The sequence below is a fragment of the Mycobacterium sp. SP-6446 genome (genome assembly GCF_001954045.1).
Lineage (GTDB): Bacteria > Actinomycetota > Actinomycetes > Mycobacteriales > Mycobacteriaceae > Mycobacterium.
Window position 1 is genome coordinate 1 of the sequence record NZ_MBEM01000100.1, and the last position, 23,367, is coordinate 23,367.

The following is a 23,367-nucleotide window of genomic DNA, read 5'->3' on the forward strand; positions in this document are numbered from 1 at the left end:
AGGGGTGTGTAGGGGTTTTTCGGAATTTCTCGTGAAGACGCAAATATAGAAATCTCCGACTTACCCCTACACACCCCTGCGCAGTGCTTCAGACAAGCCATCCGTTGAGATCTCCCCTGGCGGCCTGGACAACCCCGCCGGTCGTCTTCAGTTCACTGGTTCCGGTCACCTGCCCTTGAGGACAATAGGATCTGGGCGCTAGTAACCACCGCCCTGTTCTAGACGTGTACGACGGCGGCGTTGGGTCGGGCTTCGAGCAGCCTGCGCACGACGATGTCGCGGTGGCAGTCGGCGTGGTCGAACTCGAAGCACAGCAGCGCTACCACGCCGCCGTCCAGCAGCTCGGACACGTGGGCCAGCGCATCGGTCGCGGCGGCAGTCTCGAGGACGTCGCGGTACCGGGCGCGGGACCTAAGCTCACCGGCGCGGAATCCGGCGCGGTTGTCCTTCGGGTTGCCGAGCGCGCGGTGATGCACATACGTAATCCCCACGTCGGCAAGGGCCGCGGATAGCTTCGTCTTCGAGAGCCCGGGCTTGCGGCTCAGCGGGGTCAGGCGCACGTCCACCAGCACGCGGACGCCCTCTTCGAGGAGCTGGGCGACGAGATCCTCGACGGTCTTCCCCTCGTAGCCAATGCTCACCAGGGTTCCCGTTGCGGCCATGTGAGCGGCGTTGGTGTCAGAGGTGCCCATGGCTCACTATGGTGCAGCGCCGCCGCCGGCGGCCGACGGTAACCCCGCCGGTGCGCGACGGAACCGTGACCGTAGTATCGGCCGGTCTGGCCCATGCCGCGGTGTGATGGTGCGGCGAACGCCGCGTGCCCGCAGTGTCCCCGCGAATCACACGCGCGTCGACCAATTCGGCGAGAACGGAAGCAACCTCCGCTTGGACGTGCTGATGATCCGCCGATCCTGCTGCCGGACGGGTAGAACGACCCGCCGCGGCGGCGGGCAGTCGTCAGGAGCTTCGGGATCCCACTCGTCCTCGTCCGGCAGCCCCGCACCCGTCATGCGCATGTTGATGCCGCTGAACTGGCCCTGAAGATCCTTCTTCGTCAACTCGTGGGACATCGTGCGAACGACCGATCCCTCCGCAGCGACGGGGCCGTAGATGGCGTCGCGCACCACACGGGCCCCGATGATCGTCACCTCCCCGGCCTGCCTCGTGTAGCGGCGGCGGGCGACGTTCCACAGCGACGACACCGCCAGCTGGATCAGGACCGACACCTCGATGTCCTGATCCGGGAGAGTGTGAGTCAACGACACCCACCACTCCGGCCCGCCCTTAGCTCCGGGCGTTTCGGGCTTGTGCAGGTACGTGAGCTGCGACCCCGACGCGAGGTGAATCGGGTCTCCACCGTCGGGAGGCGTAAACACCATCCTGGTGCTCTCGTCGGTGTGCACCACCGTGAGGCCGTGCTTGGCAGAGTTGTACAGAAACGACTCCGACAGGACCGTGTTGGCGGCGGTTCCCAGGAGCAGCTGCCACGCGGTTACCGTGTCGTCAAACTCGTCGACTCCGACACCGAGCTCCGCTTCGCCCGGGTCCGCGCCGCCGAGGAACACCCGGGCCACGTAGTCGCGATCGAACCCCGTCCGCAGGGCCGTGCTGACCTTCGCCTTGAAGTCGGCAAAGCTGACTGATGCGGCCATGCCCAGCCACGGGCAGTCCTGCTTGTCGACGTGCGCGAAGTACAGGCGCAGCAGCATCTCGCAGGCGTGGTGCAGGACCAGGACGCACTCGGTGCGCACGTAGCGGTCGCGGGCCCGCTTCGACGGGACCGGTACGGCGGCGCGGCGAAAGACACCTACGGCCCGCTCCGACGCGTACGCGGACGCCAGGGCCTCCGGCGGCGCCAGCATCAAGGTGACGGCCTCGATCTTGGTCAGCAGGTACTCGCTCGGGTCGTCCTGGTAGAAGGTCGCGTTGAGTTCGGAGAACAGTTCATGCGCCAGCCGGGGGCCGGCCGGAGACCCGCTCTTCGGCTTGCGGGACCTGCTCCGGCTACGCGTCATCAGCGCAGCTTAGGGCGGGCCACCGACAGGGCAACCTACTCACCCTCAAGAAGCACCGGTTCCGGTTGTTCCCCGAACCGGCGGCGCCACAGGTCTCCCACCTCGTCTGCGAACTGAATGTCGGCGCGCACTTCCCCAGCAGCCGCGACGTACAGTACGGCGGCGGGCTGGCCCGCGGGAATGACCCGCGGGAATTGATCGACCATCTGCTGCTGCATGCCTCGCAGAAACGCCGAAAACTGCGGCGAGCCAACAAGATGGTTGGCCATCATCGGGCCGTAGGAACCGAGCTGCCCGAGCTGTGAGAGCTGGCCACCGAACCCCATGCCCTGCGGCGGTCCCGAGTAAATCGACTGGGCATGTTGCCCGGCGGCGCCCAGTGCCCCGCTGAGGCCCTGCGCGAACAGCTCGCGTGCGAGGTCCTCTATCGAAAAGTTCCCCTTGGCGGGCAGGCATCTGCCCGCCGAAGGGTGGCCGGACTCGTCAACGAGGTAGGCGTCGACCTCGAGGTCCGTGATGGGTCCGGTGGTGCCGTTGTTGACCGTGACCTTCCACAGGTTCTGTCCGATCGGGACCCTCTCGGCCGAGACGGTGACCGCGCGGATGCGGCCACCACTGTTGCCAGCTGCGGCTCCCGCGCCGATCGTGACGTGGGTGATGTTGTCGCGGCCGACGTTGACGTTCCGCTGGGTCGAGGTGAAGGTCTGCGCGGAAGCAAGCTCGCTGGCTACTGCTCCCGCGCCACCGGAGGGTGGGGCGGCTCCTGAGGGCCGCGGGCCGACACACCGCTGACTCGCATCGAGCCGTCCGCGGTGATGTCCTCGGCGACGACTCCGCTGCCGCCCTCGACCGCGATGTCGGCGATCTCGATGTCGCCGCCGACAGAAGCGCGCCGCAACATCACCCCCACCGTCGCCGGCGCGTCGGGCTCCTGCTCCTCGACCAAAGTCAACAGGGTCTGCGCCAGGCCGCGAAGGTCCTCGTCGTCGTTGGCGCCGGCCGCGGCGAGCTTCTTGGCCAGAAGAGCGCGTCGCAGCTCTTCCTCCGGTTCCTGCTCGAGACCGGTGACCTCGGCGGCCACCGAGCCGTACCTACTGGTCAGCCAGCTTTTCAGCGCGCTGTACGCATCGGTGATCGCCTCCTTGGCCGTTTTGCGCACGCCATCAGACGCTCCGATCGCGACCGCCGCCGCAATCATAGTGACCGGCTCCATCTACCACCTCCGACTCGTCGGCCCCGCCTCGCGCGCTGGACCCCGTTTTCAACCTAACCCGCAACACCGACACATCCCCGAGGAGAACAGTGGTGTCACCAACCTCGCGAGGGGGGCAGCACTTTTGGTCACCGTCACCGTGCGCGAGGACCGCACCCGCGCTACCCGCGGTGCGACGGGTGAACCCGAGCCGCGGCGATCTGCTCCAGCTCGTCCGAGGACAGCAGGTAGTCGTCCGGGTCGAACCCCCGGCTGCGGGCGTCCATGATGCGGCGGTACTCAGCGAGCATCCGCATGTAGGTGTCGAGCATCCGGTGATGGGAGTTCCCGTCGTCGTTGCGTTTCAGCTGCGGCCGCAGCTCACTCCAGCGGTGGCCATCGTCCATCAGGTGCTCGACGTAGCTGGCCATGTGGTGCTCGAGCCCGTCGTTGTGGTCAAAGCCCCGGAACTCCAGTCCGTACGCCGCCTCCTCGTTGACCGAGGTCCCCTGCTCCTCCAGCCGCCTGACGCTGAACGTGATCGCGCGGAACATGTCGAGGATGTCCAGTACGCGGCCGCAGTCGCGCTTGGACAGCTCTGTGCGGAACCCGGCGACTTCCCGCCAGTACTCCCCGGTGAAGCCCGCCTCGATCACCCGCGCACGCTCCAGCTGGTCATCTGCGTCCCCGTCATCGCCATTGGCGTCCTGGGGCAGTACACGGGCGAGGATGCGGTGAAGCATCGAGAGCATCTGCCGGTCGGCGATCCGCATGGTTTCCGGTGCCGGCTCGTCTCCGTGCTTCACCGGCTGCTCGTACACGGGGACGACCGCCGCCATGACCAGATCGCGGACGAACTCGCTGAGCGTGACTCCCTCGGCGTCGGCCATCTCCTTGAGCTGATCGCGGATCCGGTCTTCCACGCGGATGTTCAGGACGGCCATACCAGCTCCTTCGTAGTTATGTATGACACTAATCGTAGCATCGTCATACACGATGTCCAGGTAACTCTCAGAGGAGGATTAGTTGAGCACAAGCTACGCTCGACTTCAGAGAGCGACTCGCGCTAATCCATGAGTGGAGGCGAGGAGACGACAATGAGCGAATCGAGCGATTTTGCGGTCAGCGAGGCTGCGCAGGCAGCCACGTCCAGCGAGGGTCTGCTGCCGGAGTTGCTCCAGCATTTGCGGCAGAACCGGACCGTTTTGCGTGAGGAGTGGGCCCGCAGGATTAACCAGGCGCGGTTGCTTACCGCGCTGACCCCCGAGGAGTTCTTCTCTGAGGTCACCGCCGTCTACGACAACTACGTCGAGGTGCTTGAGAGCGGTAGCGTCGAGACGCTGCAGGCGTACGCGCGTGACCTCTCGGAACGCATCATCCCCGAAGGCGTGGAGACCGACGAGGTGCTCGGCATCGTGCTGCTACTGCGTGACGTGCTGGCTCGCTCGCTGTTCGAGAAGTATCAGAACGACTTCGAGATGCTCAACCGGGTGCTGGACGCCTACGAGCCGGCGGCCAACCGCATCGCCAACACCGTGGTTGTCAGCTTCGTCCAAGCGCGCGAGCGCATCCGTCGGCAGCAGGAGGAGGCGATGCGAGAGCTGTCCACGTCGACCGCGCGGGCGCCCTCGGAAGCCGCGCTTCCGAGTAGCCAGCCGCCCGAGCGGCCCACGGATGCCTTGTCGACGGCGGTAACAACGCGCGCAGGGAATTCGGTCCCTGGGATCGTGGGTTCTAACCCAGTCGGATTTCTGATCGTGCTGGCGTTCGTGGCGTTCGTGTTCGTTTACGCCCTGGCTGGTGCGGGGGCAGCCGCGATTGCCTTCTGGGCCGTCGTGCTGGGTCTGCCGGCATTGTTGGTTGTGGTGTCGGCCCTAGGGGCAGCGTGGAGAAGCAGCCGGCGCGCCGAGGCACCGGAGATTGCCAGCTTCGTTGTGCAATCGACCACGCCGCCGTCATCGCCCCGCAGACCGACATCCTAGGAACAACCAACTGTGGCTGAGGAGAAGGACGCAGACAAGCCGTCCCTCAAGGACCTATGGGAAAGTGCGAGAACCCCCGCTGATTACGCATCAATCGTCGTGGGCGGCACTGTCGGGCTGGCACTCGACGCAGTGGTGTTCGTACACAGTGGAATCCCGACACCGACAGCGACCGTACTTGGCGCCGGCGGCCTGTATTCGATAAAGAAGTCGTGGGACGCCGGCCGCGACGCCAGGAAGCGGAGAAAACAAGCGCGCACGGCCAGGAAGAAAGCGCAGAAACTCATCGCGCAGTTCGGGGCCGCGGGATACGTCAGCGGCGCCGCGGCCCTACAAGCCCAGCTGGATATGTGTGAAGAAGGCGACATTGACGACCAATACCGGTTGGCCCGCGCTCTCGAGTCCGCGCGAACGGACTTTGTGGCTTGGGTGAAGGCATCGCAAGCACACAATGACCGGCCGGAACCGGACTCGCGAAATCCACCGCAGGGCGGCGAGTAGCGGCGAAAAGCGCTGTCTGCTGAATGGAAGGGTCGTCCCTCCTCGCCAAACATCGGGCCGCCTGTGGATGCAACCTCATCGGCGCCCACTGCTCTCCTGCAGGTATTGGCCGAAAACCACAAGCAAAGCGGCAGGTTGGCTTTCCGGTCTCGTTTCTAAAGATCTGGGACCGAGCGCGCGCTCTACGGCAACCGTCAGATTTGCGCAGGTCGCCGAGTCTGATTTCCTAGTGTCACAAGGCGAGTCCGACTTACTCAGGATCTGACATCGAACTAAATGTCGGGCTCCGGTAGTTCATTGTGACCATGAGCACCGCCGCGTACCTCCGGGTGTCCACCGGGCAGCAGTCCGTCGATCAGCAGCACGACGCAATCGCCGCTGCAGGAATCACGCCCGGCCGGATCTTCAGCGACACCGCCTCGGGCCGCGCTGGCAGTGACCGGCCCGGCTGGCGCGAGTGCATGGGCTGGCTTCGCGAAGGCGATCACCTCGTAGTCGTCGCCGTGGACCGGCTCGGACGGTCCGTTCGGGAAGTCGCAACTGCACTACACGAGTTGACCAGTCGCGGTGTCCATGTACGGTCGCTGCGCGAGGGGGTGGACACGAGCACTCCAACGGGGCGAGCCGTCACGAGCATCATGGCCACCATCGCGGAGCTGGAACTGGAACTCGGCAAGGAGCGCCGCGCCGCCTCCCGCGAGGCTCGGCTCGCTCGCGGCTTGGCCGCTACCAAGCCCATGAAACTAGATACTGCCCAGCAGAAGCAGCTTCTCCGCCTATATCAGCAGGGCGAACCGGTGAGCGAGTTGACCTCCATGTTCGGAATCAGTCGCAGCACGGTGTTCAGGACCCTAAAGGTTTTGAAGAAACAGGACGTCGCGGTACAGGCGGCCAAGCAACCGCACCATCACGGAGGGAGCGTCAGCGCTGTGTCGTTGATGCAGTTCGTTCCACCGACTCGATGAAGCGCCTGGCCAGACGATTAACGCGCAGGCCGCCGAGCCGAGGACATCCCACCGGCATACCGAGCGGTGATCCGGAGGGACCGCACGCCCGTCCGCTTCGGTGCGCTAGGTACCAGGTGGTCAGGATTCGTTAAGTGCGTCAAGCACTTCCGGTACTCGGAGCGGCCACACCGCTGCCACGCCCATGCCCAGCCGTGCGAGGCGGCGGCGCCGGCCCTCCTTTGCTTAACCACTTCGGCACTCCTCAACTTCGATCACGGTGGGGCCTTCTGCGATGTCCGGGCATCATCATTATCGCCGGAGCCCGGGGATGCCCTAGATCTGCCGCCACTGGTCAGGCTTCTTCTTGTCATTCAGGTGTCTAACGCGGGCGACATGAGGTGTGTGCCCCTGCTGCTTCGCCCACGCGATGGCTTCCTCCTGGGTGTCCAACTCGGCAAGAACGCTATCCGCGTGGTCTTCCACCACATAGTGAGAAATAGGGTCTCCATCACGGCCTTTGGGCCGCGGTTCGACGAAAACGTTGGCCATGGGTTTCTCCTCGCTGGGCGCTGCTAGACCACACGCATACCGCCCCTCACAGGGCGCTTGCGGATTGGCCGCGCTGTCAATCACCGAGGCGGTAGGTCGCTCCACCCCTTGCCGTTCCAGTAACGCTCTTTGCCGGTGCTCGCCGGGTCGGGGTACCAGCCACGCTTCGTGGCTCCCGAAGGCGGCGGAAGGATCTTCGTGGGCGCCGCCGTGGGCTGGTTGGCCCGGTAGAGCACCAGGGAGCTGATCAGTAGTCCGAGGCCCAGGACAATGAAGACTGTCGCCCACAGCTGGTGCTCGGAGAGTAGGGGCGCGCACGCGGTCTCCACGTACGGGTCGAGCGTGCCGGAGCCCCCGCCGAACGCGGAGCCGCACGAGATGCCCTGCGCCGAGGAGAGCGAGATGTTGGTGTTGCCGATGACGAGGCCTGCGATGATCGCGACGATGCCGAGCGGCAACACGATCCTGAAGGCGGTCATCGGCCGTTCCCTGCACGAAGAGGCATTACGACACCTTGGTGAGGGTGAACGTGTCGGGGCCGTACGTCCGGGGCGGGTCGCCGCACACCCCGACCGTGGTCGACGTGGTACTCGTGCCCCTGAGTGTGGCGGCGGCGACCGAAATGGTGACTGTCGCCGGGGCCGTGGTGCCGTCCCTGCAGTGCACGGCGTCCGGTGAATCGACCGTGGCGACCGATCGGCCGTTGCTCAACTTGAGGTCGTAGTTGGCCGCGCTGTGGCTCGTGAACACGTGGGCGCACCCGGGACCGCAGGGGGTGGCGGTCCACGTCGAGGTGAAGCCGGTCTGGTTGACGTAGTTGTAGGTGCCGCTTAGCCCGTCGTCGGCCCACGCGGGACAGGCATAACCAACGGCGGCTGCCGCGACACCTGCCGCCACCGAAAGACGACGTTTGATGTGCATGTTTCTCCTCCCCGTTGAGCCGAGCGGTAACCGCCGCAACGGGATTCACCCGCCTGCGTACCCGGCCCGCACAGCGCGGACTTCGGGCGCCTGGACCGCCTGGGCCAGTTCCTGTATCTGCCAGCCCTGGGCCGGGCACAGCCACCGGATCGCGGCGCCGACCTCGTAGGCGGTCTCCAGGAAGGGCAGCCCTGCCGGGCCTACCGAATTGGCTGCGACGTTGGCCCACGACGGTTGAGGGTTGGCGTCCAGCGCGTGGCACATCACGTAGCCGTTGTTCAGCAGCTGGTCGCTCGTTCCGGGGGTGCCGTGGGCCTGCAGTTGGTTGACGTAACCCGCCTGCGCGGCGTCGGCGTGGGCGCTGCCCGACTCGTACAAGGGCGGCAAAACAAGTACAGCCGCAGCAAGCGCGGTGGCGATAACCCTCATAAGACCGGCCGCTCCTTCATGGGGCAACTTCGCTAAAGCCGTGGGGCCCGCGGTTTTATGGCGGGGGCATTGGTAGTGGCGTGGGCGGGCGCTGCCCCCAAATTGGGGCGGATGGCGGGTTATAGCCGGGCGGTGGCTCCGGCGGGTAGCACCCCAATTGGTACGGCCACGTATAGGAGGGTCTGGCCACCCAGTTCGCAGGGCATCCCTGCGGCGCCAGCGGACCCAGGGGCGCCGCGACCAACGCGAACGCGACACCTACCGCCGCGATGGTCTTCAGCATGATTTGGGCCCTTTGATTTAGTCCAGGTCGAGGCGGTCGGAACGAGCGGGGATGAATATCCTAAATTGGGATATTAGCAGGTGCACGGTGCGCTGGCCGGGTGGAAAAGTCCATCTATTCCGCGCAATACCAGCAACTGTGCGCGTTGCTGCGGGAGTTGCGCCGGGACGCTGGACTCACCCAGGTCGACGTCGCCGAGCGGCTCGACGTCCCCCAGTCGTTCGTCAGCAAGTACGAGTCCGGCGAACGTCGACTCGATGTCATAGAACTCCGCCACGTTGCCGGGGCCATCGGCACAACGCTTGAAGCGATCGTCGAACGCCTCGACTAAAGACGGGCCGCCGTCTTTCGACCTGCTGCGGGGTAGAGAGGTGACGCGGAGATTTATTAATGTCGCTGCCCGGGGTCGCGCCGAGTTAAATTTCACGCAAAATCTGTCTTCAGGATAGGTACGAGCTCCGGGAGGCGTTCATCCACTGGAAAATTGCGCAATTATGTCGTGAGCTGGGGTTTGTGCCTGCGATTTGCATGATGGGCACCAAATTCATTTCAAATATCGGGCCAATAAGTACCACTTGTCTGAGACTCGACCGCAGCAGCAGGAGCCAAAAGAAGAAAGTTGCGTTGCGGGGTCTATTCCTGGTCCATGCGGTGCTTGCTGGACCAGGCGCGGTATGCCAGGTAGCCCATCAAGACGGCGAGGCCTCCGGTCCCGATCAGGCCCAGCGCCGTGCCGTGGGTGCACAGATTCAGCAAGAACAGGGCCAGGGAGAGCACAGCCACCACGGCATACAACGCTGGGCTGTACAGGGAGTTCCTCTTCACGTGGGGGGCCTCCCTGTCGTCGGCGTCTCTGGTGTTCAGCATGCCAGTCATCATTCCAGTTGCGCGGCCTCAATCTAGGCATTTGCTGGCGGCGTCCAGGCCGTCAGCGACCGCCGCCGTACCGACAGCGACTTGACCGAGCGCGGCAGGAATCCCCGCGAGGGTCAGACTCTCAGGGACTGCGGTCAAGATCCCAACCGTGCCGACTGGGGGCTCCAAGATCGCTTTCGTCGCGTCGTAGATGCTGCATGGCGGTTTGGCGGCCGCTGCGGCCGGACCCGCCGCGGCGCCGGGGTTTGGCACTGGGGATGCGGGCATCGGCACGCCAGGCGACGGCGGGGCCGCTGGCGGTGCGGTGATGGCCTGCTGGTACTGGGAAATGAATGGCTGAGGTGGCGGCGGGGTCCCATCAGGGGTATCCCACGGTGCGATCGACGGCGGGTTGGGAGGCCCAGCGGCGTTGTCTTGGGTGAAGTCCACTAACCGGACCCCGTTGTGGCCATTGGTCGGCGCTGGTGACTGGACCCCGTTGCGGTCGTTTGTCGGACGCTGCGAGACAGGATTGGAGATCGGGTTCTGCGCAAAGCCGACACTACCGACACCGCCTGCGGCGGCGGTGAGCTCACTTGCGACCTTGGCGTCTGCCCCCTCGAGTTGCTCGGCACGCAGCCGAATATCAGTGGCGAACGCTTCCGCCTGAGCTTGACGTGCGGCCCGTTCTCGGGCGGTAGTGCTGCGGGTGTCGGTGACCGATAAGTCTTCGCCGACAGTGAATCCCGCATTCTGCGCGTCTTCGATTCCATACAGGACTCGCCGCTGGGCCGCGCTGATGTCACTTGCACCGTTGCGGGCTATCCCAGCTGCCTGTCGGAGCTGATCGGCTTTGCCACTGACCACAGAGAGATCCGCCCCGGTGCGTTCCCGCAACGCGTCGCCGCCAGCGCCCTGCCACGACATGGAATGCGATTGGTTGCGCATCGTCACAAAGGCGTCTTCCCACCGGTCGGCCGTTTGCGTCCAGTAGCCGGCAGCGTCGATCAGAGGCTCGGTGCTCCATGCCTGGATCTGTGAGAGGGTGGCGGGCATCTACACCACCGTCACCTGAGTCACACCGGACATCTCGGCCGCCGATGCGGCCTCTTGGCTGGTGTATCCACCGACAGCCGCGGTCACCCCGCCGACCGTCGCCTGCGTTCGCGCCGTAAACGCCGCTGCGGCAACACCAATCGCCGCGTTGACACCGTTCACTGCCGCCGTGGTGGCCTGGAACGGCTGCCCCGGCGACGGCGGCGCCCCCACGAGTTCGGAGGTCAGCGCTTCCCACTGGCCAGCCGTGGCTTCTAGCTCGGCGGGGACGACCTGCAATGCATCTTGCCCCATAACGGCAGGAGTGTATGCGGGTCACTCGTGGACCGCTATTCACCGGCCGGTACGGCGGGCATCGCCGACTCCGGCGCCGCGATGCGGCGTTACCACTCGGCCCGTATCGACGTCGCCGCGACTGATCACCGACACGGATGCGCGGGATATCCTTAGTGACGTCGCGGATGCCGACCGATATCCCCGTCATCGACGGCGCCGAACCCGACGAGCCCGACAGAAACCAGACTGCATGACCACCCTCGTCCGCTACCACCCACGCGGTATCGACATTGACCTCGCCGAACTGCCCACCGAGCTGTACAGCGAGATCGTCAGCCTGCACGGGCAGATCGACCCGCCGCCGGCGATCCCCGTGCTCACCTGTCTAGGCAACGGTGCGCCGATGTACGTCTACCGACACCACACCGGCCGCTTCTACGCGCGGCATTACCCCGGGGGGAACGTTGACGGGCACTGTCACCGCATAACCACCATGTCCGACGAGCACCGCCGGCAAGCCGAATACACCCGCCGGGCCGCCGCCGAGGCGGGCCTGCCCGCCATGCTGGAGAAGTCGACCGGGAACGGAACCCGCCTCGACGTCGCGGTTAGCGGGTTGAACGATATTGGGTTTGAAGTCCAGCGCTCTCAGCTGTCACGAGCCCGGGCCAAAATCCGCGCGATGAAGTCGTTTGAGGCGGGCTGGCCCACGGCGTGGGTCACTGACACCGAACGCGACCCCGACTGGGCCGATCACGTGCCCACCGCCCGGCTTACCGTGCGAGGCTGGGACGTCATGCCGCCGGCCAACAGCGCCCGCGTGATCATCGGCCAACTGGTTCGCGAACGCGACCGCAGCCGCCCGTCGGGCTGGTGGTTTCGCCGGGAGCCGACCGCGGTGCTCCTCGACGAATTGGCCACCCTGATGCCGGCTGGCGAGATCGTCGCCGTCGCTACAGGTACCAAAGGCCAAGTCAGCCTCGCCTACAGAGAGGCCATCGAAGTTATCGACTCGTGCGCTGGGCCTGGCGCGTCGCAGTGGAAACCGGACGGCTCGACACCACGGCAGCGGGAAATCGTGCAAGCCGTCACCCGCGAGTGCGCCGCGCACCCGACCGACCGCCCGGCAGTCCGAAATCCACCACCGCTACCGCCGGCCCCGTCGGCACCGTCACCGCGCCCGGCCCCCAAACGGTCGGAACCTGAAGCGAGATGCTCGACGTGCCAGGAACCGCTCTTGGCACCGGTCAGCCGCGACCGCGGCATATGCGAGGCGTGCTGGCTGCGGGCACATCGTGGCGCATGACCCTGCGTTGATCGAGCCGAGCGCGGGCGCCGAGCCCGTAGCGTAGGCGGTCACGGACTGGCAAGGTCGATGGGAGAACGGACTAGCCAGGCAAAGCGAACCAGCAGCCTGTGCACAGCGCATCGCCCGAAGTAACTTCATCTAGTAACCAAATAGGCACCTCCGAGGGCCGGGGTCGTCGGCGCCGCCTATGCCGCGTTGCGCTCCCACGCCCCGCCGAATGTCGGCGCATCGTCGTCGGCGGCGTGGACCAGCAGGCGGCGGGACGCCTCAAAGTCCTCGGTCAGGACGGCCAGCGTTTCGCCGGTCAGCTTGTCCGACAGCAGGGTTCGCGCACCGTTGGCGTCGGTGTCCTCAACGATGCGGGGGTTCGCGTCGAGGTCCAGGGTGTAGCAGGGCAGCGTCTTGAGGTGGTCGAGGTGTTGCTGTACCTCGGCGACGGTACCGAAAACGCTTGCGGTGTTCGGCGTCCGGTCAAGTCGCCAGATGTGGAATGTGCGGTTCACCGGCTGGCCGCCGGCCGCTGCCGCCATGGTCCGCAGGTCGGCGAGTTCGGTGCCGATACCGGAGCCGACCTTGAATCCGACCGCGATGGCGGCGTCGTGCAGCTTGCGCCCTTCTTGCCGGATCTGTTGCAACGCTTCAACAAACCGGGCCTGGGCGTGGGGGTCGTAGGGATGCATGTGTTTCCAGTTCCTTGTTATGTGATGTGTGGGGTGTGTGGACGCGCGGCCAGCATGGCGACCTCGGCCAACGCCTGACCGCACATCTCGTGTCCGCGTATGGCGTTCTCGTAGATCGCGGCATCGTGACGAGCCTTCAGCACAGCCGCGGTGGCGTACTCAAATGCCGCGCGGTCGGCCACGCCGCCGGGGAACGGCGTGATGGGCCCCTGCTTCGCGCGGGCGATGGCGGCGGCCTGGCGGGCGATCAAGGCGTTGGTCATTTTCGCATCCCATCGAATAGGTGTTCGATGGCTTCGAGCTTACGACCGGATGCGGACGGTGGCCTGTAAGGCGCGCCGAGCGGCGGTGCTTTGTTAGGGGCCGATAGTCGGCGACAATGCTTGGCCCGGTGGCGCTGATCGGCTGAGAACCGCTACGGCTTGTCGGTCGGCGGCTCCTGGCCCACGGACCTGTACGTCCACTCACGGACCGCACTCCAGAGCGCGTTGGCCATGGCCTGCCCCAGCGCGACGTCGATGTACTCACCGTCATCGTCGGTCGCCCTGACGATCAGCACGTCCTTGCTGTCCTCCGCTCGGCGCAGCTCGATGGCGAACCCATCGACCAGCCCTTTGATCTGTGCGGGTAGTTCGGTCATACGACTCCTTCGCTAATGCCCCTCGCTTAACGCCGACGGTAATCGCGCGGCGGCCCAGTCCGCTAACGTCACCGGGTGCCCGCCGCTGCCGGTCTCTCCTCCGGCAGCGGCGGGCATCTGACACCATTGCCCTGATGACACCGGCCGCCGCGCCTTCGCCCTGGTGGCAGATTCTGGGCTGGGGCGGTGCTGTCCTTGCAGCGGCGATTACCGCCACGGTGGCCTACCGATCCGGCCAAAAAAGATCTTGGCCGAGATCCTGGATAAGTCTGAGCACATTCGGGACGATGATCGCGCGGTCCTGACGATGGCAGTTCACGAGAAGTCCAGCGCATCGAGCGATTGAACTGAACCAGGCGCGAACCGAGGGGTTCTGGGCCTACCAGCGTGAGCGGATGAAGCAGTGTGGAACGACGGTGACCCGATCGACGTGATCGGCCTGACTCTAGGCTTTGTGTGGTTCGTTGTCCTCGTCTGCGTGCTGGTCTGTGCCTGCGTGAGTCACCCTGAGCTACTCCCGTGGTCCGGACATGAACTGCCCGCTAGTGCTTGCCCAGGCAGTTGGTAACGCCGAGCATCACCGGCGGCCCACTAGACCGGCGCGCCGTCGTATTCCCACGGCGAAACGATGCCACAACGTGTGCCCGCAGATGTACCGTCCAGCTATGCCCGACACCCCATCACCGGGGGAGAAGCCCACGCCCGCGGACGAATCCGAGCCGATCACCGAAACGCCAGCATCGGTAGCACCGACCGCCATCGCCCCCACCACCCCAGCGTCTCAACCATCCCAAGCCGACGCCTGGTCCTTCGAACAACCTGAACTACACGCACCCAACATGTGGCCGACGCGAATACGTTGGGCGGCTGCGACAGCAGTGTTCATGGTCGCGATCGTCACCCTTGCCTGGATGGCGTGGACGCTGGCCGGGTTCCGCAAACCGACCCCGGCCGCGTCGCCACCAGCAACCGTAACTATGCCGGCGCCACCACCATCGACCGTGACGCTGACGCCATCCAACGCAAATCCGCCACCGCAGGTGGCAGTGCCCGTGGTACTCCCGCCGACAACTGTGACGCTGCCGCCGACGACGGTTACGTTGCCTCCGCGGCCCATGACACCGAGGCATTTCAGCCCCGCCGAAGATGAACAACTTCTCAGCAGACTACGAGCGCTGGGATGGGACATCCACAACCCGCCGGTAGTTGTCGACACCGCTCGCACTGCGTGCTTACTGATGCACGAAGGCCACCAGCCCGAGGAGGTCTCTAACATCATCGCCGCCGAGACCGACGTGTCTCTGCACGATGCGATGCAGCTGGTTGCCAGCGCCCAAGGTGCGTACTCAAATTGCTAACAAAATAGGTGAGTCGTCCCCTTTGAGAATGCCCCAGGCAGTTCCCCTGAGCGGGTGATCTTCCCGACGTGGCCGGGGCGCTCTTGACGGCTGGAAGAGGTGCTGAGCACCAGTTCAGGTCTAACGTGGTCTACATGTCGGCGCCGATCGACGATTATCGCGCGCGAAGAGACCAACTTGCTCGCCGCCGCACTGAGCTCGGACAGCGCACACCGGCCACTGCAGAGAGCGCTGAGCTCGCCTCCCGGCGCGCTATGGAGGCGCGTAAATACTCTGAAGATGCGCATCGCACAGCGGCCCTGCTGCACGATCGATCGCCGCCATACATGAGCTAGCCGCCGAAATACACGAACGCGCACTAGCGGCCCACGTTGGCGACCCCGACGCTCACCAGCAGGCCGCTCAGGAGCACCGTGACGCCGCCCGCAGCGACCGTTTGGCCGCCGAAGCAGACCGGGACCTCGCTGACGCTGAATGGGCAGACGAGCCAGACAAGGTTTTGGAGTAGTTCCCCCTAGTAATTTCCCAGGCAGCTGGTCACGCCGGGGATGACCAGCGGCCCGACCAGGCCGGTGCCGTCGCGCACCCGAACCGCGAGGTGCGGCACGCCCTGGAAGTGCAGGTCGCGCAGCATCCGGGGGTCGGCGACCAGGTAGTCCGACAACACCACCAGGTCGACGGCGTCGGGCGACACGGTCGCGTGCGGCTGGCTGCTGTGCGCAATGCGGGCACCCGAGCAGCGCAGCGCGTCCACGAGCAGGTCCGACAGCGGGCCGCGACCGTGCACCCGGATCGACGCGGCCCGGCCGCCGGACTGCCGGCGGCCGCGGGTCGCCACTCCCGCGCCGACCAGCTGCGCGACGAGGCTGGTCAGACCGTCGGCGTCGGTTAGCCCACGGTCGGCGGCCTGCCGCTGCAGCTCGGTGATCGGTAGCGGTGATCGCATGGACCGCAGCAGGGCGGCCAACTCGGCCGCGGCCAGGCCGCTCGGCGGGCGGACCAGCACGGCCCGGCGCGGGTCCCAGCCGACCTGAACCGACCCGTCGGGTCGCAGCAGCACCGGCATCGCCGGGTTCAACGCGTACAGGGGAGGCGCGGCCCGCGGCATGAGTTCAGACTGTGCCACGCCGAGGGCGAACGCCCCGCTCAGTTATCCACAGAACCGCCCGTTGGATTCGGGGCCCGGGTTCGGCTCAAGCAGCTCGCAGCCGGATCGCTCGCGTCCGCGCTTCGACGGCCAGCGCGGCGGCTTCGGCGGCTTCTGCTCGGGCCCGGGCTTCGGCGTTCAGAGCGGCGGCTTCGGCGGCTTCGGCTCGGGCCCGCCTTTCGGCGGCCAGCGCGGCGGCTTCGGCGGCCTCGGCTCGCGCCCGCGCCCGCGTCCGCGCTTCGGCAGTCAGAGCGGCGGCTTCGGCGGCTTGCGCTCGGGCCCGGGCTTCGGCGTTCAGAGCGGCGGCTTCGGCCGCTTGTGCGCGGGCCCGGGCTTCGGCGGCCAGCGCTTCGGCTTCGGCTGCTTCCGCTCGGGCCCGGGCCTCGGCGGCCAGCGCGGCGGCTTCGGCGGCTTCCGCTCGGGCCCGGGCTTCGGCGGCCAGCGCGGCGGCTTCGGCGGCCTCTGCCCGCCCTTGCGCTCGCGCCCGCGCTTCGGCGGTCAGAGCGTCGGCATCGGCCGCTAGTGCTCGCGCGCGCGTTTCGGCGTTCACCGCGGCGGCTTCGGCGGCTTCTGCCCGTGCCCGCGCTTCGGCTTTGAGGGCCTCAGCGTTCAGAGCCTCGGCTTCGGCGGCCTCAGCTCGTGCCCGCGCTTCGGCGGTCAGAGCTTCGGCGGTCAGAGCTTCGGCTTCGGCGGTGACAGCTTTGGCTTCGGCGGCGATGGCTTCGGCTTCGGCGGAGACAGCCTTGGCTCCGGCGGTGACGGCTTTGGCTTCGGCGGCTTGTGCTCGTGCCCGTGCTTCGGCGGCCAGAGTTTTGGCTTCCGTGGCCAGAGTTTTGGCTTCGGCGGCTTGGGCCCGCGTCCGCTCCTCGGCTTCCGACTCCGCTCGCGCCAGCTTTCGCTCGGCCCCTTTGTACAAATCCATCACGACGAAAGCCATGCCGGCCAGCACGGTCAGCGCCAGGGGCAGCACGAACACGAACAGGAATGGATGCCCGATCAATGCGCCTACGAGGAATATCGCCATCGGCACCACGAGCGCCACGGCGACCCACGGATCGCGATCCAGCCATCTAATAACCGCGCTCGGAGACCACGAGGACCGCCGCGTGGTCCCTCCGCTTCGCGGAGATGGTGGCATCGCGTCGCCCGACTCGATGGCAGCGTATGGGCCCGCGTGCTTGACCACCTTCAGAGCTTCCCACTAGCTGGCGGCGCTCGTCCAGCGCTACGTCCCGTGTCCTAGGGAGAGCTTGGTCCCGCCGCGCTCGTGCGTGGGTCCCTGCGCCCGGCGATAGCACTTCACGCTGTCGGAAGGACGTCGGCAGGGACGTCCTAGGTAACGTCAGTGCGGCACCAGGCGACTAAACGTCCATGATGCTGAGAAGGCTTATTTGGCTCATTGTTTCGAGCTTCTCGTTTGCGTTCATCGTGACCGCCGCAGCGGGGCCAGTGGTGTCCGTCGTAGCCTGCGCCGGGGTATTGATTTACGTGCTGGCGGTGGCACGCGCAGACGCTGTGCACCGCGCCGGGGCAGCAAAAGCCGAGGCAGCAGAAGCCAGGGCGGCTGAAGCCAGGGCGGCTGAAGCCAGGGCGGCTGAAGCAGTCATTGTTGAAGCCGAGGCCGTAATAGCAGCGGCCCGACTACGCCTGCTCGGAGAGGCCGGTTCCTGACCCTAGCGGCCAGAACCGCCGCGCGGGTCTTCGGAGTCGGGGTCCTCGAGCTTGGCGATCGCCTCATCGATGCCGCTGGTGTCCCCGCCGATAACACGGTCGATGAAGCCCGCCGGCTCGTCGAGATCCTCCCCGCTGGGCAGCAGGTCCGGGTGCTGCCAGACGCCGTCGCGGGCGTCCACGCCGGCCGCCTGGGTCAGCCGCTCCCACAGCGCGGCGGCTTCGCGCAGCTTGCGGGGCCGCAGCTCGAGGCCTACCAGCGTCGCGAACGTCTGCTCAGCCGGGCCGCCGCTGGCCCGGCGCCGGCGCAGCGTCTCGGCCAGTGCGGCCGCGCCCGGAATCCGGTCGCCCAGCGCCGCGGTCACCACGACGTGCACCCAGCCCTCGATCAGCGCGAGCAGCGTCTCGAGCCGTTCCAGCGCCTGAGTCTGTGCCGGGGTCGCCTTGGGCTCGAATACGCCTTGGCCGAGCAGGTTTTCGATGGCCGCCGGGTCGGACAGGGTGGCCGGATTGAAGTCGCGCGCCAGCTCCTCGATCCCGGTCATGTCGATCTTCATGCCCATGGCGTAGGCCTCTACCGCGCCGAGCAGCTGGCTGGACAGCCACGGCACGTGGCTGAACAGTCGATGGTGCGCGGCCTCGCGTGCGGCGAGGTAGGTCAGGATCTCGCTGCGAGGTTGCTCGAGCCCGGCGGCGAACGATTCGACGGCCTCGGGCAGGATCGCGGCGACCCCCTTGGGTCCCAGCGGCAGACCGATATCGGTCGAGGTCAGCACCTCGCGGGACAACCGGCCCAACGCCTGCCCCAGCTGCGAGCCGAACGCCATGCCGCCCATCTGCGACATCATCGCCAGTAGGGGGCCGGCCATGCTCTTGGCCTCCTCGGGCAGGGCGGACGCCCACACCGTCGAGATCTGTTGAGCCATCGGGTCGCAGAGCCGCTTCCAGATGTCCAGCGTGTTGTCCACCCAGTCGCTGGGCGTCCAGCCAACCGCTTTGGTGGTGCCCGCGGGCAACGCGGTGACGCCGTCCAGCCAGGTGTCGGCGAGGTGCACCGCGTCGGCGATCGCCGAGCTCGTCGTCGCCGGGATGGGCGCGACAAACCCGATCGAGCTTGTCGCCACGCGCCGGGCCAGTTCGTAATTGACCGGACCCGCCGCTTCGCCGCCCTGCGTCATGGTGCCGGCGCTGGAGAACATCTGACCCAGCTGGGTGAAGATCTGTCCCAGGTCGCCCACGTTGAAGTCGCCGCTCATGCCGAAGGCGCCCAGCGGGTTGGACGCGCCGGACTCGGGATCGTTCTTCCCGCGCTTCTCGGGGTCGGGGTCATCTCCAGAGGAGAAGCCGAAAGGCAGGTCAGCCATAACTCAACGGTACTCACCGGTCGAAGGGAAGGCGCGGTCTGCGGTCATGCTTACAGCTGAACCCGCCGCGGCAGGGCCCCGATAGTGTAGCGGCGTGAACAGGCGGATTCTGACCTTGCTGGTCGCGCTGGTGCCGATCGTGGTCTTCGGTGTGTTGCTGGCGGTGGTGACGGTGCCGTTCGTGTCGCTGGGCCCGGGCCCCACGTTCGACACGCTCGGCGAGGTCGACGGCAAGCAGGTGGTCGCGATCGAGGGCACGCAAACGCACCCGACGACCGGTCATCTCAACATGACGACGGTGTCCCAGCGCGACGACCTGACCCTGGGTGAGGCGTTGACCCTGTGGTTGTCGGGGCAGGAACAACTGATCCCGCGCGATCTCATCTATCCGCCGGGCAAGTCGCGCGAAGACGTGGACAAGGCCAACAACGCCGACTTCAAACAGTCCGAGGACAGCGCCGCCTACGCCGCCCTGGGATACCTGAAGTACGCGCCCGCGGTGACCGTCGCGACGGTCAACGATCCCGGTCCTTCGGCGGGCAAGCTGAAGGCCGGTGACGCCATCGACGCGGTCAACAACACCCCGGTCGCCAACGTCGAGCAATTCACGGGATTGATGAAGAACACCAAGCCCGGCCAGGTGGTGACGATCGACTTCCGCCGCAAGAACGAGCCCGCGGGGGTAGCTCAGATCACGCTGGGCACAAACAAAGATCGCGACTACGGCTTCCTGGGTGTCGCGGTGCTCGACGCGCCGTGGGCGCCGTTCGTGGTGGATTTCAACCTCGCCAACGTGGGCGGGCCTTCCGCGGGCCTGATGTTCAGCCTGGCGGTCGTCGACAAGCTCACCACCGGTGACCTTGCCGGGTCGACGTTCGTCGCCGGGACTGGCACCATCTCCGCCGACGGCAAGGTCGGCCAGATCGGCGGCATCACCCACAAGATGGTTGCCGCCCACGCGGCGGGCGCCACGGTGTTCCTGGTGCCGGCGAAGAACTGCTACGAGGCGAGTTCGGACAATCCGTCCGGCCTGCGCCTGATCAAGGTCGAGACCCTCAACCAAGCGGTGGACGCGCTGCACGCGATCCAGACCGGGGGTCAGCCGCCGACCTGCTAGGCGAGCCCGGGATCGCACGTCGCGCAATGCGTAGAGTTGTTGTCGCCACATCGAGTCGCCAGATCGATCAGGGAGCGTAGCCAGTGGGGATGCGGCCCACCGCGAGAATGCCGAAGCTGACTCGGCGTAGCCGGATTCTGATCTTGATCGCACTGGGTGTGATCGTGTTGCTGCTCGCGGGTCCCCGAATGATCGACGCCTACGTCGACTGGCTGTGGTTCGGTGAGCTGGGCTACCGCTCGGTGTTCACCACCGTGCTGGTGACCCGCATCGTGGTGTTCTTAGTCGCCGGTCTGCTGGTCGGCGGCATCGTGTTCGCCGGGCTGGCGATCGCCTACCGGACCCGCCCGGTTTTCGTCCCGAGCAACGACAACGATCCGGTGGCGCGGTACCGCACCGTCGTCATGTCACGGCTGCGACTGGTGGGCATCGGAATTCCGGTGGCGATCGGCCTGTTGGCCGGCATTATCGCGCAGAGCTACTGGGTGCGGATCCAGCTGTTCCTGCACGGCGGCAACTTCGGAGTCAGGGATCCGCAGTTCGGCAAGGATCTCGGCTTCTACGCGTTCGACCTGCCGTTCTATCGGCTACTGCTCAGCTACATGTTCGTGGCCGTGTTCCTGGCATTCGTCGCGAACCTGTTGGCGCACTACATCTTCGGCGGCATCCGACTGTCGGGCCGTACCGGCGCCCTGAGCCGCTCGGCGCGCATCCAGCTGGTCAGCCTGGTTGGGATGCTGGTGCTGCTCAAAGCCGTAGCGTACTGGCTGGACCGCTACGAGCTGCTGTCGCATACGCGTGGCGGCAAGCCGTTCACCGGGGCCGGGTACACCGATATCAATGCGGTGTTGCCGGCCAAGCTGATTCTGCTGGCGATCGCCATCATTTGCGCCGCCGCGGTGTTCTCGGCGATTACCTTGCGGGACTTGCGGATTCCGGCGATCGGGCTGGTGTTGCTGCTGCTGTCGTCGTTGATCGTGGGTGCGGGCTGGCCGCTGATCGTCGAGCAGATCAGCGTGCGACCCAATGCCGCGCAAAAGGAAAGCGAATACATCAGCCGGAGCATCGCCGCGACGCGGCAAGCCTACGGGCTGACGTCCGACGTGGTGAGCTACCGCAACTACACCGGTGACGCGCAGGCGACCGCCCAGCAGGTCGCGTCCGACCGCGCGACCACGTCGAACATCCGGCTGCTCGATCCGACCATCGTCAGCCCGGCGTTCACCCAGTTCCAGCAGGGCAAGAACTTCTTCCACTTCCCGGACCAGCTATCCATCGACCGCTACCTCGACCGCAACGGCGCGCTGCGCGACTACGTCGTCGCGGCCCGGGAACTCAACCCGGACCGGCTGATCGACAACCAACGGGACTGGATCAACCGGCATACGGTCTACACGCACGGCAACGGATTCATCGCCTCGCCGGCCAACACCGTGCGCGGAATCGCCAACGACCCCAACCAGAACGGTGGCTACCCGGAATTTCTGGTCAACGTCGTGGGCGCCAACGGCAGCGTCGTCTCCGACGGGCCGGCGCCCCTGGACCAGCCCCGCATTTACTACGGGCCCGTCATCTCCAACACGTCCGCCGACTACGCGATCGTCGGCCGCAACGGCAACGATCGCGAATACGACTACGAGACCAGCACCGAAACCAAGAACTACACCTACACCGGGCTCGGGGGTGTTCCCATCGGCAGCTGGATCTCCCGCAGCGTGTTTGCCGCCAAATTCGCCGAGCGAAACTTCCTGTTCTCCAACGTGATCGGCTCCAACAGCAAGATCCTGTTCAACCGCGACCCGGCGCAGCGGGTCGAGGCGGTGGCGCCGTGGCTGACGACGGACAGCTCCGTGTACCCCGCGATCGTCAACAAGCGGCTGGTGTGGATCATCGACGGCTACACCACCCTGGACAACTACCCGTACTCCGAACTCACCTCGCTGTCGTCGGCGACGGCCGACTCCACCGAGGTGGCATTCAACCGGCTGGCGCCCGACAAGCAGGTCTCCTACATCCGCAATTCTGTGAAGGCCACCGTCGATGCCTACGACGGCACCGTGACGCTGTACCAGCAGGACGAGCAGGACCCGGTGCTCAAAGCCTGGATGCGGGTGTTCCCGGGCACGGTCAAACCCAAGAGCGACATCACGCCCGAGCTCGCCGAGCATCTGCGCTATCCCGAAGACCTGTTCAAGGTGCAGCGGATGCTGCTGGCCAAATATCACGTGAACGACCCGGTGACGTTTTTCTCCACGTCGGACTTCTGGGACGTGCCGCTGGACCCCAATCCGACCGCCAGCAGCTATCAGCCGCCGTATTACATCGTCGCGAAAAACATTGGCAAGAACGATAATTCGTCTTCGTATCAGTTGATCAGCGCGATGAACCGGTTCAAGCGCGACTACCTGGCGGCCTACATCAGCGCCAGCTCCGATCCGGCGACGTACGGCAAGATCACCGTGCTGACCATCCCCGGGCAGGTAAACGGACCCAAGCTGGCCAACAATGCGATCACCACCGACCCGGCCGTATCTCAGGACCTGGGCGTGATCGGGCGCGACAACCAAAACCGGATCCGCTGGGGCAATTTGCTCACCCTTCCCGTCGGCCAGGGCGGGCTGCTCTACGTCGAACCCGTGTATGCCTCCCCGGGGGCCAGCGACGCCGCCTCGTCGTACCCGCGCCTGATCCGGGTGGCGATGATGTACAACGACAAGATCGGTTACGGCCCGACGGTGGGCGACGCGCTCACCGGCCTGTTCGGGCCAGGTGCGGGTGCGGCGGCGACGGGGATCCAACCCACCGAGGGCGGTGTGCCCGCCAACCCGCCCGCGAGCCCGCCGCCGCCGGCCGGGGCTCCGCCGGCACCGGCGCCGCCGCCGGCAGCGGCCGTGGTGCCGCCCTCTCCCGATGGGTCGGTGACGTTGTCGCCGGCCAAGGCCGCCGCGCTGCAGGACATCCAGGCGGCGATCGGCGCCGCGCGCGACGCGCAAAAGAAGGGCGATTTCGCCGCCTACGGCGCGGCGCTGCAGCGGCTCGACGACGCCATCAACAAGTACAACGCCACCAAGTAGC

The 23,367-nt window shown here is 66.3% G+C and carries 25 protein-coding genes and 1 pseudogene; 8 read left to right on the plus strand and 18 right to left on the minus strand.

Annotation, left to right across the window (positions count from 1 at the left end):
- Positions 1–218: 218 nt before the first annotated feature.
- From A5736_RS08025 to A5736_RS08045, 5 genes are all read right to left on the minus strand, one after another.
- Positions 219–692 carry a DUF488 family protein gene (locus A5736_RS08025; protein WP_076245491.1) on the minus strand — a complete coding sequence of 158 codons (474 nt, stop codon included), beginning with the start codon at positions 690–692 and terminating at the stop codon, positions 219–221.
- Between the two features lie 147 nt (positions 693–839).
- Entirely contained in the window at positions 840–2,015 is a 1,176-nt protein-coding gene (locus A5736_RS08030; protein ID WP_076245493.1) for a hypothetical protein, read from the minus strand.
- 35 nt (positions 2,016–2,050) lie between these two features.
- Positions 2,051–2,341 (minus strand): hypothetical protein, encoded by a 291-nt coding sequence (locus A5736_RS26725; RefSeq protein ID WP_254848321.1) that lies wholly within the window; start codon positions 2,339–2,341, stop codon positions 2,051–2,053.
- Between the two features lie 401 nt (positions 2,342–2,742).
- Positions 2,743–3,228, minus strand: coding sequence for a hypothetical protein (locus A5736_RS08040; protein WP_076245496.1), 486 nt, complete (start codon positions 3,226–3,228; stop codon positions 2,743–2,745).
- 161 nt (positions 3,229–3,389) lie between these two features.
- Positions 3,390–4,151, minus strand: a complete 762-nt coding sequence (locus A5736_RS08045) for a YfbU family protein (protein WP_076245497.1) — start codon at positions 4,149–4,151, stop codon at positions 3,390–3,392.
- Between the two features lie 153 nt (positions 4,152–4,304).
- Here A5736_RS08045 and A5736_RS27195 point away from each other — a divergent pair, with 153 nt between their 5' ends.
- The 3 genes from A5736_RS27195 to A5736_RS08060 all read left to right on the plus strand — a co-directional run bounded on the left by A5736_RS27195 (position 4,305) and on the right by A5736_RS08060 (position 6,655).
- Positions 4,305–5,189, plus strand: coding sequence for an anti-anti-sigma factor (locus tag A5736_RS27195; protein WP_371328368.1), 885 nt, complete (start codon positions 4,305–4,307; stop codon positions 5,187–5,189).
- A gap of 12 nt (positions 5,190–5,201) precedes the next feature.
- Complete coding sequence (locus A5736_RS08055; RefSeq protein ID WP_076245499.1) at positions 5,202–5,690, plus strand: hypothetical protein; 489 nt, start codon at positions 5,202–5,204, stop codon at positions 5,688–5,690.
- A gap of 305 nt (positions 5,691–5,995) precedes the next feature.
- On the plus strand, positions 5,996–6,655 hold the full coding sequence (locus tag A5736_RS08060) for a recombinase family protein (RefSeq protein ID WP_254848322.1): 660 nt from the start codon (positions 5,996–5,998) through the stop codon (positions 6,653–6,655).
- Between the two features lie 315 nt (positions 6,656–6,970).
- On the opposite strand, the gene A5736_RS08065 is transcribed toward A5736_RS08060, so the two are convergent.
- The 4 genes from A5736_RS08065 to A5736_RS08080 form a co-directional block, all read right to left on the minus strand.
- The gene (locus tag A5736_RS08065; RefSeq protein WP_076245500.1) at positions 6,971–7,186 is read right to left on the minus strand and encodes a hypothetical protein; all 216 of its coding nucleotides are present in this window, start codon (positions 7,184–7,186) and stop codon (positions 6,971–6,973) included.
- An 80-nt stretch (positions 7,187–7,266) separates the two neighbouring features.
- On the minus strand, positions 7,267–7,665 hold the full coding sequence (locus A5736_RS08070; protein ID WP_076245502.1) for a DUF2510 domain-containing protein: 399 nt from the start codon (positions 7,663–7,665) through the stop codon (positions 7,267–7,269).
- Between the two features lie 25 nt (positions 7,666–7,690).
- Positions 7,691–8,107 carry a hypothetical protein gene (locus tag A5736_RS08075; protein ID WP_076245503.1) on the minus strand — a complete coding sequence of 139 codons (417 nt, stop codon included), beginning with the start codon at positions 8,105–8,107 and terminating at the stop codon, positions 7,691–7,693.
- A 45-nt stretch (positions 8,108–8,152) separates the two neighbouring features.
- On the minus strand, positions 8,153–8,536 hold the full coding sequence (locus A5736_RS08080; protein ID WP_083667256.1) for a DUF732 domain-containing protein: 384 nt from the start codon (positions 8,534–8,536) through the stop codon (positions 8,153–8,155).
- A 383-nt stretch (positions 8,537–8,919) separates the two neighbouring features.
- On the opposite strand from A5736_RS08080, the gene A5736_RS08085 reads away from it, so the two are divergent.
- On the plus strand, positions 8,920–9,150 hold the full coding sequence (locus A5736_RS08085; protein WP_076245506.1) for a helix-turn-helix domain-containing protein: 231 nt from the start codon (positions 8,920–8,922) through the stop codon (positions 9,148–9,150).
- A 302-nt stretch (positions 9,151–9,452) separates the two neighbouring features.
- Here the strand turns inward: A5736_RS08085 and A5736_RS08090 are convergent, their stop codons facing one another.
- The 3 genes from A5736_RS08090 to A5736_RS08100 all read right to left on the minus strand — a co-directional run bounded on the left by A5736_RS08090 (position 9,453) and on the right by A5736_RS08100 (position 11,024).
- The gene (locus A5736_RS08090; protein WP_076245561.1) at positions 9,453–9,644 is read right to left on the minus strand and encodes a hypothetical protein; all 192 of its coding nucleotides are present in this window, start codon (positions 9,642–9,644) and stop codon (positions 9,453–9,455) included.
- A 69-nt stretch (positions 9,645–9,713) separates the two neighbouring features.
- Positions 9,714–10,730: a hypothetical protein gene (locus A5736_RS08095; RefSeq protein WP_076245508.1), complete on the minus strand. Its 1,017-nt coding sequence runs from the start codon at positions 10,728–10,730 to the stop codon at positions 9,714–9,716.
- Positions 10,731–11,024 (minus strand): hypothetical protein, encoded by a 294-nt coding sequence (locus tag A5736_RS08100; protein ID WP_076245509.1) that lies wholly within the window; start codon positions 11,022–11,024, stop codon positions 10,731–10,733.
- A 232-nt stretch (positions 11,025–11,256) separates the two neighbouring features.
- Between A5736_RS08100 and A5736_RS08105 the strand changes: the two genes are divergently transcribed.
- Positions 11,257–12,312 (plus strand): hypothetical protein, encoded by a 1,056-nt coding sequence (locus A5736_RS08105; RefSeq protein WP_076245511.1) that lies wholly within the window; start codon positions 11,257–11,259, stop codon positions 12,310–12,312.
- 188 nt (positions 12,313–12,500) lie between these two features.
- Here A5736_RS08105 and A5736_RS08110 read toward each other — a convergent pair whose 3' ends face one another.
- From A5736_RS08110 to A5736_RS08120, 3 genes are all read right to left on the minus strand, one after another.
- Complete coding sequence (locus tag A5736_RS08110; RefSeq protein ID WP_076245513.1) at positions 12,501–12,995, minus strand: hypothetical protein; 495 nt, start codon at positions 12,993–12,995, stop codon at positions 12,501–12,503.
- Between the two features lie 17 nt (positions 12,996–13,012).
- Positions 13,013–13,258, minus strand: a complete 246-nt coding sequence (locus A5736_RS08115) for a hypothetical protein (protein ID WP_076245514.1) — start codon at positions 13,256–13,258, stop codon at positions 13,013–13,015.
- Between the two features lie 152 nt (positions 13,259–13,410).
- On the minus strand, positions 13,411–13,635 hold the full coding sequence (locus tag A5736_RS08120) for a hypothetical protein (RefSeq protein ID WP_076245516.1): 225 nt from the start codon (positions 13,633–13,635) through the stop codon (positions 13,411–13,413).
- Between the two features lie 665 nt (positions 13,636–14,300).
- On the opposite strand from A5736_RS08120, the gene A5736_RS25895 reads away from it, so the two are divergent.
- Positions 14,301–14,993 (plus strand): DUF732 domain-containing protein, encoded by a 693-nt coding sequence (locus tag A5736_RS25895; protein ID WP_175611226.1) that lies wholly within the window; start codon positions 14,301–14,303, stop codon positions 14,991–14,993.
- Positions 14,994–15,519: 526 nt separating this feature from the next.
- Here A5736_RS25895 and A5736_RS08130 read toward each other — a convergent pair.
- The 3 genes and pseudogenes from A5736_RS08130 to A5736_RS08145 form a co-directional block, all read right to left on the minus strand.
- Positions 15,520–16,101: pseudogene (locus A5736_RS08130) on the minus strand (cyclodehydratase); the annotation flags it as partial.
- Between the two features lie 85 nt (positions 16,102–16,186).
- Positions 16,187–17,182, minus strand: coding sequence for a hypothetical protein (locus A5736_RS26275; RefSeq protein ID WP_076124188.1), 996 nt, complete (start codon positions 17,180–17,182; stop codon positions 16,187–16,189).
- A 631-nt stretch (positions 17,183–17,813) separates the two neighbouring features.
- Positions 17,814–19,175 (minus strand): zinc-dependent metalloprotease, encoded by a 1,362-nt coding sequence (locus tag A5736_RS08145; protein ID WP_076245521.1) that lies wholly within the window; start codon positions 19,173–19,175, stop codon positions 17,814–17,816.
- 94 nt (positions 19,176–19,269) lie between these two features.
- Between A5736_RS08145 and A5736_RS08150 the strand changes: the two genes are divergently transcribed.
- Positions 19,270–20,292 carry a PDZ domain-containing protein gene (locus A5736_RS08150; RefSeq protein ID WP_076124182.1) on the plus strand — a complete coding sequence of 341 codons (1,023 nt, stop codon included), beginning with the start codon at positions 19,270–19,272 and terminating at the stop codon, positions 20,290–20,292.
- 83 nt (positions 20,293–20,375) lie between these two features.
- A complete protein-coding gene (locus A5736_RS08155) occupies positions 20,376–23,366 on the plus strand; it encodes a UPF0182 family protein (RefSeq protein WP_076245522.1) in 2,991 nt (996 codons plus the stop codon).
- Position 23,367 lies beyond the last annotated feature (1 nt).

What these genes read in the sequence shown, in the direction of transcription:
- A5736_RS08105 (WP_076245511.1), top strand. Translation starts at nt 11,257, where the DNA reads ATGACCACCCTCGTCCGCTACCACCCACGCGGTATCGACATTGACCTC.
- A5736_RS08110 (WP_076245513.1), bottom strand. Translation starts at nt 12,995, where the DNA reads ATGCATCCCTACGACCCCCACGCCCAGGCCCGGTTTGTTGAAGCGTTG.
- A5736_RS25895 (WP_175611226.1), top strand. Translation starts at nt 14,301, where the DNA reads ATGCCCGACACCCCATCACCGGGGGAGAAGCCCACGCCCGCGGACGAA.
- A5736_RS08070 (WP_076245502.1), bottom strand. Translation starts at nt 7,665, where the DNA reads ATGACCGCCTTCAGGATCGTGTTGCCGCTCGGCATCGTCGCGATCATC.
- A5736_RS08065 (WP_076245500.1), bottom strand. Translation starts at nt 7,186, where the DNA reads ATGGCCAACGTTTTCGTCGAACCGCGGCCCAAAGGCCGTGATGGAGAC.
- A5736_RS27195 (WP_371328368.1), top strand. Translation starts at nt 4,305, where the DNA reads ATGAGCGAATCGAGCGATTTTGCGGTCAGCGAGGCTGCGCAGGCAGCC.
- A5736_RS08100 (WP_076245509.1), bottom strand. Translation starts at nt 11,024, where the DNA reads ATGGGGCAAGATGCATTGCAGGTCGTCCCCGCCGAGCTAGAAGCCACG.
- A5736_RS08095 (WP_076245508.1), bottom strand. Translation starts at nt 10,730, where the DNA reads ATGCCCGCCACCCTCTCACAGATCCAGGCATGGAGCACCGAGCCTCTG.
- A5736_RS08080 (WP_083667256.1), bottom strand. Translation starts at nt 8,536, where the DNA reads ATGAGGGTTATCGCCACCGCGCTTGCTGCGGCTGTACTTGTTTTGCCG.
- A5736_RS08040 (WP_076245496.1), bottom strand. Translation starts at nt 3,228, where the DNA reads ATGGAGCCGGTCACTATGATTGCGGCGGCGGTCGCGATCGGAGCGTCT.
- A5736_RS08115 (WP_076245514.1), bottom strand. Translation starts at nt 13,258, where the DNA reads ATGACCAACGCCTTGATCGCCCGCCAGGCCGCCGCCATCGCCCGCGCG.
- A5736_RS08145 (WP_076245521.1), bottom strand. Translation starts at nt 19,175, where the DNA reads ATGGCTGACCTGCCTTTCGGCTTCTCCTCTGGAGATGACCCCGACCCC.
- A5736_RS08120 (WP_076245516.1), bottom strand. Translation starts at nt 13,635, where the DNA reads ATGACCGAACTACCCGCACAGATCAAAGGGCTGGTCGATGGGTTCGCC.
- A5736_RS08045 (WP_076245497.1), bottom strand. Translation starts at nt 4,151, where the DNA reads ATGGCCGTCCTGAACATCCGCGTGGAAGACCGGATCCGCGATCAGCTC.
- A5736_RS08025 (WP_076245491.1), bottom strand. Translation starts at nt 692, where the DNA reads ATGGGCACCTCTGACACCAACGCCGCTCACATGGCCGCAACGGGAACC.
- A5736_RS08075 (WP_076245503.1), bottom strand. Translation starts at nt 8,107, where the DNA reads ATGCACATCAAACGTCGTCTTTCGGTGGCGGCAGGTGTCGCGGCAGCC.
- A5736_RS08060 (WP_254848322.1), top strand. Translation starts at nt 5,996, where the DNA reads ATGAGCACCGCCGCGTACCTCCGGGTGTCCACCGGGCAGCAGTCCGTC.
- A5736_RS08030 (WP_076245493.1), bottom strand. Translation starts at nt 2,015, where the DNA reads ATGACGCGTAGCCGGAGCAGGTCCCGCAAGCCGAAGAGCGGGTCTCCG.
- A5736_RS26725 (WP_254848321.1), bottom strand. Translation starts at nt 2,341, where the DNA reads ATGGGGTTCGGTGGCCAGCTCTCACAGCTCGGGCAGCTCGGTTCCTAC.